The 2,110-nt window shown below is 67.4% G+C and carries 2 protein-coding genes and 1 pseudogene; 2 read left to right on the forward strand and 1 reads right to left on the reverse strand.

What is annotated here, in order from left to right; genetic code table 11:
• Together FVW20_RS13325 and FVW20_RS13330 are read left to right on the forward strand one after the other, a co-directional pair.
• Positions 1 to 1,000: sensor histidine kinase (locus FVW20_RS13325; protein WP_231039101.1), on the forward strand; the 1,000-nt coding region annotated here is incomplete at its 5' end.
• A gap of 299 nt (positions 1,001 to 1,299) precedes the next feature.
• Complete coding sequence (locus tag FVW20_RS13330; protein WP_196609994.1) at positions 1,300 to 1,473, forward strand: twin-arginine translocase TatA/TatE family subunit; 174 nt, start codon at positions 1,300 to 1,302, stop codon at positions 1,471 to 1,473.
• Positions 1,474 to 1,617: 144 nt separating this feature from the next.
• Here the strand turns inward: FVW20_RS13330 and FVW20_RS13335 are convergent.
• Positions 1,618 to 2,110 (reverse strand): annotated as a pseudogene (locus FVW20_RS13335) (nucleoside recognition domain-containing protein); the annotation flags it as partial.

The following is a 2,110-nucleotide window of genomic DNA, read 5'->3' on the forward strand; positions in this document are numbered from 1 at the left end:
CCCGCATGTGCACGAGGCCGTGGCCCGGCGTCAGGCCGCCCGGTTCGAAGGGCTGCCCCGCGTGGCTGGTGGGCGGGTGCGCCACCTGGACGTGATGCTGTTCCCCCTTTCGGGGCAGGGTGCCGCGCCCGGCGTGCCGGGGGCCGTCATCGTGCGGGTGGACGACGTCACCGAGCGCACCCGCCTGGCCGACATGCTGGTGCAGACCGAAAAGATGCTGTCCGTGGGCGGCCTTGCGGGTGGCATGGCCCACGAACTGAACAACCCGCTGGGGGCGGTGTTGCAGGGCGTGCAGAACATCATGCGCAGGCTGGACCCGGATCTGGCCGCCAACGCCCAGGCCGCGCGCGACACGGGGGTATCCCTTGCGGCCATGCGCGCCTACATGAAGGCCCGGCACATTTCCGAAATGCTGAAAGGCATCCGCGATGCGGGCACCCGCGCGGCGGACATCATCGCCACCATGCTGGAATTCACGAGGCCCGGACAGGGGCGGCGCACCACGGTGCGGGCGCATGCGCTGGCCGAGCGGGCGCTGACGCTGGCGGGCAGCGACTACGACCTGCGCCGTAAGTACGACTTTCGCAAGTTGCACGTGGTGCGCGACTATGCCGAGAATGACGACACCCTGACCTGCGTGCCCACCGAGATCGAACAGGTGCTGCTGAATCTGTTCAAGAACGCGGCCCACGCCATGACGGAAAAGAAGTATCCTGCCGGACAGGCCCCCGCCCTGCATGTGAGCACCCGCCGCGAGGGAGACGAGGTGGTCATCGTGGTCGAGGACAACGGGCCGGGCATGGAGCCGGAAGTGCGGCGGCGGGTATTCGAGCCGTTCTTCACCACCAAGCCGCCGGGCGTGGGCACCGGACTGGGGCTTGCGGTCAGCTACTTCATCGTGACGCGCACCCACGGCGGCAGCATTGCCTGCGACGGCGTGCCCGGCGAGGGTACCCGGTTCACCGTGCGGTTGCCGGCCAGGCAGGCGGTGGACGATTAGGGGCTGCTTCCGGGGCGTGGCCGGAAACATCTGTTGGGGCAACCTGCCGACGTTGTTGTCCGGAGCGTTTTTCCAGTGTGTTGCGCGTGTGGTTTTACGGCCCGGACCATGCTTCGGGCCGCGGTTGTTTTGTGCAGGTTGCACGCACAGTGCAGGGTGTGCTTGCACATGTTGGCGCATTGCAACGATTGGGCGTAGGAAATGACAGGAGCGTGCGGTGTCGGAAAGGTTTTCCGGCATGCACCGTGCGCGATGGTCAGTATTTTTGCGCGCATCATGCGTCTTCACGGGATGGAATCATGATCGGAGAATTGTTTCAGCCGATGCATCTTCTGGTGGTGGGAATTGTGGCCCTGTTCGTTTTTGGTCCGGACAGGCTTCCCCTGCTGGGGAGAACACTGGGAAAGGCCGTGCGCGAGCTGCGCGGGGCCATGAACGAACCCGACGAGGTCACCAGGGACAACACGAAGTAGCCGGAATTTCCCGGTCGAAAGCTGGGCGGCTCTGGCCAGGCGATTCTGGTCAAGGGATTCCAGGCAGGTGAATGCGGACGGGGCGGGCATGGAAACAACCGTGCCCGCCCCGTCCGCGTGTTCCGGCGCTGATCGGGCGTGGCGTCAGTGCGCGGCCAGCCACCATGCGACGGTAACGGCGGCCAGGCTGGCCACGCGGAACAGTTGGCTTTGCACCAGCAGCACCAGCCCCAGGCGGGGTGTGAAGATGCCGGTGTGCGAGGGCAACTGGTGGCGCAGCGCCCGGATGGGAGTGGCCACGATGGTGCCCAGCACCAGCGCCAGCGCGGTCTGGGCCGTGTCCAGCGAACCGGCGTCCAGCAGGGCGGCGGCAGCGGCCACCCCGGACGAGAATTCGGCGGCTGCGGAAAATATCACCACCCCGGCGGCCTGCACCGGCAGGATGCCCATGCCGAGTCCCCCGGCGGCACCGCCTGCCGCAAGATCGCGCAGGGTGTCGAACACTCCGACCTGATGCAGGGCGTACATGGCAAGATAGGTGGGCGCGGTGAACAGGGCCATGCGGCCGATGCGGCGGCGGAACCGGGTGCCCACCAGCGCCAGTGCCGCCCGCAGGCGCTGCGCGAGGGCGGCGGGC

The organism is Nitratidesulfovibrio oxamicus (assembly GCF_015731765.1).
Taxonomy (GTDB): Bacteria; Desulfobacterota; Desulfovibrionia; order Desulfovibrionales; family Desulfovibrionaceae; genus Cupidesulfovibrio; species Cupidesulfovibrio oxamicus.

What these genes read in the sequence shown, in the direction of transcription:
- FVW20_RS13330 (WP_196609994.1), top strand. Translation starts at nt 1,300, where the DNA reads ATGATCGGAGAATTGTTTCAGCCGATGCATCTTCTGGTGGTGGGAATT.